The organism is Mycobacterium sp., assembly GCF_049802695.1.
Classification (GTDB): Bacteria; Actinomycetota; Actinomycetes; order Mycobacteriales; family Mycobacteriaceae; genus Mycobacterium.
This window is the reverse complement of record NZ_JBARMY010000359.1, coordinates 1-7,026: the sequence shown is the minus strand read 5'-3', so window position 1 is coordinate 7,026 and position 7,026 is coordinate 1. Positions and strand designations below refer to the sequence as shown.

At 65.0% G+C, this 7,026-nt stretch carries 6 protein-coding genes and 1 tRNA gene; 1 reads left to right on the top strand and 6 read right to left on the bottom strand.

Going from position 1 to position 7,026, the window contains the following annotated elements:
* From WA317_RS14930 to WA317_RS14905, 6 genes are all read right to left on the bottom strand, one after another.
* Nucleotides 1-834 (bottom strand): patatin-like phospholipase family protein (locus WA317_RS14930; RefSeq protein ID WP_425173768.1); only part of this gene is annotated, 834 nt, incomplete at its 3' end.
* Nucleotides 831-1,703, bottom strand: a complete 873-nt coding sequence (locus tag WA317_RS14925) for a class II glutamine amidotransferase (RefSeq protein ID WP_425173767.1) — start codon at nt 1,701-1,703, stop codon at nt 831-833. The genes WA317_RS14925 and WA317_RS14930, both read right to left, overlap by 4 nt.
* Before the next feature lie 38 nt (nt 1,704-1,741).
* On the bottom strand, nt 1,742-2,806 hold the full coding sequence (locus WA317_RS14920) for a dihydrodipicolinate reductase (protein ID WP_425173770.1): 1,065 nt from the start codon (nt 2,804-2,806) through the stop codon (nt 1,742-1,744).
* A 45-nt stretch (nt 2,807-2,851) separates the two neighbouring features.
* Nucleotides 2,852-4,483 (bottom strand): long-chain fatty acid--CoA ligase, encoded by a 1,632-nt coding sequence (locus tag WA317_RS14915; protein ID WP_425173769.1) that lies wholly within the window; start codon nt 4,481-4,483, stop codon nt 2,852-2,854.
* Between the two features lie 118 nt (nt 4,484-4,601).
* Nucleotides 4,602-5,621, bottom strand: coding sequence for a YncE family protein (locus WA317_RS14910; protein ID WP_425173766.1), 1,020 nt, complete (start codon nt 5,619-5,621; stop codon nt 4,602-4,604).
* A 614-nt stretch (nt 5,622-6,235) separates the two neighbouring features.
* A tRNA-Leu gene (locus tag WA317_RS14905) sits at nt 6,236-6,309 on the bottom strand.
* Between the two features lie 341 nt (nt 6,310-6,650).
* Between WA317_RS14905 and WA317_RS14900 the strand changes: the two genes are divergently transcribed.
* Nucleotides 6,651-7,026: PE family protein (locus tag WA317_RS14900; protein ID WP_425173765.1), on the top strand; the 376-nt coding region annotated here is incomplete at its 3' end.

Below are 7,026 nucleotides of genomic sequence, written 5' to 3'. Positions count from 1 at the left end.
GCGCTCGGCCTCGCGGCGACCCTGAGCACGGCCCGCCCGCGCCGAGGCGATCCGGCAGCGCGGATCGAGTGGGTTGGAGCCGAAGGCACTCAGCGAGTCGTCGTCGGCGAACACCGCCACCGCAGCGCCGCCGAACGCTTCGATCTCAGCAGCAGGACCAGAGCCAAACGGTGACGGGGCGGATGCATCCGCGGGTACCAAAACCGTTGCCGTGGCGCAATCTTGAGCGACATCCAGGTTGATCGAGCTGCCGACTCCGCCGTCCATGTAACGCCGGTCACCGAGGGTCACCGGCGGCCACGCTCCCGGCACAGCGCAACTCGCCGCCACCGCGTCGACCAGATCAAACCCCGAATCGCCGGTGAACACGACGCGCTCCCCGGTGGTCACCTCGATCGCGGTAACCCGAAGTTCCCGGTCCGGCCAGACATGCGAGGGCAGGCGACGGGCTATCACCTCGCGGCGCACTGGTTCGGCCACGGTTTCACTCGCCAAGGCGAGTGCGCCGATGCGCTGCAACTTCCGTTGCAGCGGCGCGAACGGCTCGGTGAGGGCGGTCTGGAACAGCTCGGTGATGTCTTCGATACTGACGCCGGGGTCGAGCTCCGCCGACGCCTCTTGCACTTGCCGGGCGAACAGGTCGTCGAGGCGGCAGCCGTTGCCGATTTGCGCGGCGACCACCGAACCGGCCGATGTCCCGACGAGCACGTCAGACTCGAGCAGCCACCGGGCAGTACTGTGCGACTCGTCTGCTATCCCGTACAGAATGCCGGTCTCCCAGGCTATTCCGGCCACCCCTCCGCCCGCCAGCACGAGCGCACGTGGAGCCGTCACGGCTCTTGGTCCGACGTGTTCGCCGCCTCCGCGGTCAGGGTCAGATCCTCCTGACGCAGCTGGTGTTTCGGCGGGTCCGGTAGCACGTGGTGGCTGCTCAGGTGAAGTCCGGCGTCGACATGCACCAACTCCCCCGGCGCGATGAGGCGCCACCGCGAGTCACCGTCCATCGGTTCGCTAGCGAACACCACCGACGGTCGATTCCGCAAGTGTCCGGAGTGGGCCGAGATCCGTCTGGTGCGCAGGTGGAACTCCCGGTCCGGCGCGGCTCGGCGGCGGTCGAGCACATACAGCTCATTGGGTTCCGGGTAGCGCAGCGCCCACATGTCAGTGGCAGTGCTCAGCAGAACGTTCACCGCGTAGATGGACACGTTCGCCGCCAGCCACTGCATTGCGTCGACCAGACCGGCCTGCACGTCGCCCCCGTGCGCGCGAACCAAGGCGGTGATGAGTGCAAAAACCCGTTCCGAATCAGTCTGTCCCAGAACAAGATCGGCAACTCCCAGTTCACGCAGCCGCGCGTCGAGCGCATCCAAACCCTCGACCACGCCGTTGTGCGCGAAGATGCGGCCGTCCTGCAGAAAAGGATGGGTGTTGACCTTGGCGTGCACTCCGGTGGTGGCATAGCGAATGTGGGCCACGAAGGTAGTGCCGCTCAGGTCGTGCGCTTCGGTTGCGAAATCGGCGTCTCGCCAAGCGGCTAACGGTTCCTTATGCACCTCGGGCTGACCATGGTCATCGAAAACACCTAACCCGGTGCCGTCCGGGTTCCGCCGGCTCTGCGCCACGAGACTGTCGGGAGCATTCAACAGCCAGAAGGTGGCGGTGATGACGTCGGACCCGGCGTGAAGTCCGAAGAGTCGACACATATCTCAGCCGGCCAGCTCGACGGGCAACTGCGCTGCCATCAGCCTGCCAGCCCGGTGGCGGCCCGCCCGGTGATCAACGGCAAATCGAAAAAGCTCTGAATGCCCGCCGGGGCCGCGCACGTCGCGGGAACCGCATTCACACAGTGCGCCGCGGTCGCGACGATTCCCGGGTTGCTCTGCAGGCCCGCTTCGACGCTCTCCGGTTGCCAGCCCTTGACCGTGACGAAGGTGTCCGGTTCTCCCCGCACCTCGATTTCGTAACGTTCTCCCGCCGGCCCGAACGACCATGGTGGATCCAGGTTCTCCTCGCCCATCAGCCAGTTCACCGTAATCCGTACCACAACGGTGTCATCGACCAGCGCCTCCCAGTGGAAGCGGCGCCCGGCGACCTGTCCTGGCTCGATGACACCGATCGGCGAGTCGATCGGCGCGCTGGCGACCGCCACTTCCTGCGACGGACGGATCTGCGGGTCGGCGGCGAAACCCAGACGATCCACGCACAGCCGCACCGACTGGATGAAACCGCCGTCGAGCAGCTTTTGCATCGGTCCGCTCAACGCGCGGTCCGGTGTTCCGCCGAAACCCATCACATGGCGCAGCACATCGGGTGCATCGTACGTCCGCAGATCCGAAAACTCCTCGGAGCGAACGAATGTCACTCCGGTCGACATCACTGACAACAGCAGTGGGAACAGCTCCGTGGCCGCGCCCGGCCCGATGCCTGCGCCGTGCAGCGTCGCGTTTCCGGCCTGTGCGGCAACCTCGAGTGGGGCGGCTTCTTTCTCACCCGGATAGAACCAGCCGACCGGGGTCACCACATTCTTGCCGGCCCGCAGCAGCGCGGCGACCTCCTCAACATCGGGCAGCAACGGCGCGTAGATCACCGCGTCAGCGTCGAGCCCGAGCACCTCGTCCACGCAATTGGTGGCAATGACCCCGAGCGGCGCCGTGCCGATAATCTCGCCGACGTCCCTGCCCACTTTGTCCGATGAATGCACCCAGCAGCCCGCGAGTTGCAACTCAGGATGGGCCAGCACGCCCTTGATCGCGGCTATCCCCACTGACCCGGTGGCCCACTGCACAACTCGTAGGGTCACGAACACCATCCTTCCTCCGGCGGTGTGTGCCGGGCGCTGCATGGCTACCGCTCAGTCGCGCACCTCAGTCACCTTATAGCCGTTCCCCGCGTGCCGAGAGCGGATCGACTTCTTGTCGTACTTGCCTACGCTGGTCAGCGGAATCTCGTCGACAAAAGTCCACCGTTCCGGTAACCACCAACGAACCACTTTGTCGGCCAGATAGTTTCGCAGTTCGGCCGCATCAGGGGCGGCGCCCTCCTTCAGAACGATCACCGCCAGGGGCCGCTCCTGCCAACGCTCGTCGGGCACCCCCACCACGGCGGCCCCGACCACGTCCGGGTGACCGACCAGGCAGTTCTCCAAGTCCACCGACGAGATCCACTCACCGCCGGATTTGATGACGTCCTTGGCCCGGTCCGTCAGCGTGATGAAGCCCCGGTCGTCGATACGGCCGACATCGCCGGTGCGCAACCACCCCGACTTGAACTTCGACTCGTCACGTCCCCGGTAGTAGGACCCGGTAATCCATGGGCCGCGTACTTCTAACTCCCCTACGGCCTTGCCGTCGTTGGGCAGCACCGTGCCGTCGTCCTCAACGATCCGGGCTTCAACCCCACACACCGGCTGGCCCTGAGTGGCACGCAAGGTCCAGTACTCGTCGTCCGAGGTCCCCGGCGGCGGCCACGCCATGGTGGCCATCGGAGAGGTTTCCGTCATACCCCACAACTGCCGGATCTGCACGCCATGTCTCTCCTCGAAAGTGCGCATCAGCGATACCGGAACAGCGGAGCCGCCCGACACCACCACCCGCAGTGACGACAAGTCATGTGCGGGATCTTTCTCCAGGTGATGCATGACGTCGTTCCAGATGGTCGGTACCGCGCCGGCCACCGTCGGCCGCAGCTTCTCGATCATGTCGATCACTGCTTTAGCGCCCAGGTGACGGTCGGGTAGCACGAGGTCGGCCCCCGCCATCAACGCCGCATACGGCAGTCCCCACGCGTTGGCATGGAACATCGGCACGATGGGCAGCACGCGGTCGGTGGAGCCGATGCCGATCCCGTTGGCCGTACAAGTCGCCATCGTGTGCAGATAACTCGAACGATGGCTGTACACAACGCCTTTGGGATTACCCGTGGTGCCGCTGGTGTAGCACATCGCAGCGGCGGAACTCTCGTCGATCCGGGGCCAATCAAACTCGGTCGACTCACCGCCCACCAGCTGGGCGTAGCGCAGCACCGTCTTGCCCGATCCTTCCAGCGGTGCGATGTCTTGATCACCGACCGCGATCACGGTGTGCACCGTGTCGAGCTCACCCAGCACGGGCGCCAGCAACGCGGCCAATGAGGTGTCCACCAGCACCACCTGGTCTTCAGCCTCGTTGGCGATGAACACGATCTGCTCGGCGAACAGCCGGATGTTGAGGGTGTGCAGCACCGCGCCCATCGCGGGAACTGCCAAATAGGTGGCCAGGTGTTCCTGGTTGTTCCACATGAACGTGCCGACACGCTGGTCCGCAGTGATTCCCAGACCGCGCAGGGCATTCGCCAGTTGCGCTGCTTCGCCGCCGAGGTCGTGGTAGGTGCAGCGGCGGTAGCCGTCGCCGGTCGCGGTGGTGACGGTGCGCGTTCCATGAACACGCGCGGCGTGCCGGAGAATGCCGGTAATGGTCAACGGGAAGTCCTGCATGGTGCCGTACATCGACGTACCGCCTTCAAGTCCTCGGCGCAGCATGGCCACTCAGTCGCGAATGCTAACGCCGCGCGGCTTCGTTTGGCACTTCCGGCAGGAGGCTCCGATGCGCAGCCGGCTTCAGCGCCTACGCCATCGCCGGCGCGAGATCGAGCAGCTCGGGCACCGCCCATTCATGGCGGGCAGTGATGTCGTCGTCAGCGCGGACACCGGTCGACGGGGTTGACACCACGGTGACCACCCCTGCGTAATCGGCGACGCAAAGGCGAGTTCCGCCGGCGTTTTCGACCACACATGACGGCGAACCGCCGATGGCGACGCTGCCGATGACGTCCAGCGTCACGGTGGACAACACCGTAACGCCGTGGTCGTTGACGAGGTATGCCCGCTCACCGTCGGCGCTCAAGGCCAGCTGCGTCACGAATCCGCCTGCCCCGGTGATCTTCGCGGTGCCGGCAATCATGCCGCTGCGGGTGTCTATTACGTCGAGCACTGCACCGAAGTCGGGACTGCAGCTCGCGACGTACACGGTGTCGCCGTTCGAACTCACCGCGACGTCGCGAATCGGCGACCCGATCTCTATGGAGCCGGTGACGCGCAGGTGACGGGTTTCCATCAGCACAAGCTGGTCACTGCTGGGTCCGTGCGCGGCGACGTAGAGTCGCCGGCCATCCGGGCTGATCCGCACGCTGTCCGCCGTGGTTCCCGGCGCTGAGATTGTGACAATATCGCCCGCGCCGGTCGTCGTGTCGAGCGCGGCCACGCTGGCGCGTCCGCCTGCGGTCGCGCCGCAGTACACCTGCCTCGCATTCGGGCTCAACGCCACATCGGTCGCGTGGAAAGCCACCGGATGAACCGCGACGACCCTGTTGGCTCGCAGGTCGAGGATTGCAATCGCGTCACAGGTCGCCGACGCACTGCTGACGCAGGCGCGGTCTCGCCCGCCGACGGCGATGGCGAATGGCTCCGGTGTGCCGAAAATGGTCGAGACGACGGCGCGGGCGTCGGTGTCGACTATGGAGACACTGGCGCCGCTGCGATTGGTCACCATCACGCATTTGCCGTCTTCGGAGGCGGCAATGCCGCCGATGGGGCCGTTGTTGACGTCTATCTCTGCGATAACCGAAAATCCATCATTTTCGCGCACAACACTCACACCGATACCAGCCTTACGTCGTCGACGGCGCCTTGAGCGCAGGTCCCGGCCGAGGGTAGCCACCGAACATGCGAGGGAACCCGACTTGTTGCCACAGTTGCCACCGTGGTCACACCCTCAACTCAGGCAGCGCTTAATAAACCGGGTCACTGCTGTCGCGGATCTATCGACAACGACAGCGATGTGTGCGTATTTCCAGGTGCAATGGTGCTGCCGCTAACAGGCGAGCCGCAGCCACAGAACATTCTTAGAAAGAATTTCCCGGCGAGCCGCGCACAGGCGAGGTGAAAGGCCAGTTGCCTACGGCGGCTGGCCCGCTAGCCCCGGAATATGATGACGGATGCATTACGTCGTTCTTCCTTATGTAACACGACAGGTCCTGCGACGGCGTGTTGCACGGTCGCCTCGATAGCCGAGTGGAGCGTTAGGCCGGAGCTCGCAGGCCCAGCCCGGACCGGAGCAACGCACCGAGCATGTCTTCTGCGCATAGCCCCTGTGTCGGCAGATACCGGGCTCACGATGCCGGGGGAACAAGGCGAATACTCAAGGCGATAACGGCGCTGATCAGTCGCTGCCGAGCCCTTGGAAAGCGTGCGTGACAGCAGTGCCCCCAGTCGGACTCGAACCGACACTGGACGGATTTTAAGTCCGCTGCCTCTGCCAATTGGGCTATGGGGGCTCGGCGGGCATTAGCGCGGCGCACTGGATGCCGCTCCGCACCGTGCTGGCCCACGCACGTTTTTAGGACTGAGCCTAACGATGCCGTTGAACCGGCGCCGCACAGGCCGGATGGGCCTTGGGCAGGCCCAGACGACCCGCCGATGCGCCTAAAACCTGGGGGGCCGCTGGCATGCGTCATGGAATTTGTAAAAAAGCCGTCGGCAGACGTTAAAAACTCGTTAACGAAGGATCACTATGAGATCTGTTCGGGCAACCGTGGGGTGGGCGTGATCGGGTCGCGCGACGCCGCACGGACCGGCCCCCAACCGCGGGTCGGTCTATTCACATGAGGAGGAGCGCATGTCTTTTGTAACCACACTGCCGGAGGAGCTGGCCGCCGCAGCAGCAAAACTCGAGGGCATCGGCTCCGGCATGGCCGCTCAAAATGCGGCCGCCGCCGCGCCCACCACCGCGATCGCTCCGGCAGCTGCCGACGAGGTGTCGGCGCTCCAGGCGACGCAATTCACCGCATTCGGCAATCTCTACCAGTCGGTCAGTGCCCAGGCTCAGGCGATACATCAGCAGCTGGTGAGCACCCTGGGCACCAGCGCCGGTTCATACGGAACAACCGAAGCCACCAACCAGGCCGCGGCCGCGTCGACGCCGCTGTCGGGAATCCTCGGGTTGTTCTCAACCTCAGGCACCTCGGGCGGCGCGCTCAGCTTCGGCATTAATG